Below are 1,594 nucleotides of genomic sequence, written 5' to 3' on the forward strand. Positions count from 1 at the left end.
TCGGCAGAGGGGGCCGGTTATGGGGCTTCGCCCCCTTCTCGGCCCCCCTTGCATCCCCCCCGAAGCACCCCCTTGCCCTACCCAGACCGACAAATAGCGTTTTACGGGGGCGGCTGCGCACGAACCTCGCCGACGTGTCGGCTTCGGTTCTTTATGACGCCGCCCCGGCAACAGTTTGCCCCTGACAAGGACACTGCACAAACATACGAGGTCGTGCCAGTTGCGGCAGATTCAACGATGAGAAACAGCATGGGCAAAAGCACACTGGCCTGTGGGCGGTGCGTCAGGCGTGATCAGCGCCTGACTGAAGGGCAAGAAACACTATACGTGCAGACCTCGGACTGAGCTATTCGCTCTACGCTTTCTGACTGAATATGGATTGGAGAAAATGTAGATTGAGGCGAGGGTTTGCCCTACGGAAAATTTTCTCTGCGGGCAACCGGTTGCTTGCGGTATCCAGACGCCCCTGAATTTTTCATGCAGGGCGAGAATGGCGGATGGCGTTGCGCGGCGCGGAGGGAGATCACCGAGCGAAGCGAGGAAGCTCCCGCAGCAAAAGACGCGCAGCCCTCGAAAGGCGACGGAAGAGGGAAAGCCCGGCGGGTGCTCCGGGGGGAGTGCAGAGGGGGCCTCGGAGGGGCGCAGCCCCTAACAGGCCCCCTCTGCCGCCCGCCGCGAAGGCGGCCCAAACAACATCAAAGAAAAAGCCTTCATGCCCGCAGGGCGGCAGCATTCCCTCTCGAAGGCCGACCCCTTCCATCTCTTTGCACGCCGCGAAGGCGGCCCAAACAGGAGCAGAGAAAAAGCCTCCGCGCCCGCAGGGCAACACAAACCCTGCCCACAGGGCAACTACTTCAGCGTAATGACAAAATCATGAATGCAGGTCACAGCCCTGACCGTGAACCGCTCACACATGTGCGGCGGATCATCAAGCCGAAAGCCGCCGGGACGCAGGTCGCGGCAGTCGAGACTACCGAATTGCCTGGTAAAAACAGTTGCATAACGCGCGCAAAGCGCCACAACCTCTTCGTCGCTTTTGCCCAGAGTCTCTCCGTAAAGACCAAGAAAAAGCAACGCACCCTCCACCAGCCCGCACTGACCGCCCGTTCCCCCGGCTCCGTGACATCCCCGCACCGCGTGATACAGTTGAGGATGCACGGCCAGCCCCGTCAGACGTTCCAGACAGTACAGGGTGGTGTAAGCGCAGTTGGCGTTTTTTTCCCAATAGCAACCATGCACCAGATCAACAATGCGTTCCTGTGTGCCCATGCTCATGTCACACTCCGAGCAGCTTTTTCCAGCGCGGCAGCGCCGGGTCCAAATCCAGATAGTCCGGGGGCAGATGCAAAGGCGCCGCGCCTGCCAGGGCGAGGGCCACGTCCTCCACATTGCCGGTACGCGGCAGGGCCGCCACGTCCTGCAGGGGGCAAAGGTCAAAGTCGTCCACGGGCAGCATGCTCATGACCGGCAACCCCTTGAGGGCCGCTTCCAGAGCCACTGTCGTGGAGTTTGAAGACCATACGACCACACCGGGAACAAGTTCCTCGGCAATGGCTCCCCGTGCCACGCGCACCTCGTCAAAACGGCGGCCCAA

General features: G+C 61.2%; 1 protein-coding gene and 1 pseudogene. Both read right to left on the reverse strand.

Annotation, left to right across the window (positions count from 1 at the left end):
* Positions 1–849 precede the first annotated feature (849 nt).
* Complete coding sequence (locus V6C16_RS12835) at positions 850–1,275, reverse strand: C-GCAxxG-C-C family protein (protein WP_333543397.1); 426 nt, start codon at positions 1,273–1,275, stop codon at positions 850–852.
* 1 nt (position 1,276) lies between these two features.
* Positions 1,277–1,594 (reverse strand): annotated as a pseudogene (locus tag V6C16_RS12840) (TIGR04326 family surface carbohydrate biosynthesis protein); the annotation flags it as partial.

The sequence above is a fragment of the Desulfovibrio sp. 1188_IL3213 genome, assembly GCF_036763145.1.
Taxonomy (GTDB): Bacteria; Desulfobacterota; Desulfovibrionia; order Desulfovibrionales; family Desulfovibrionaceae; genus Desulfovibrio.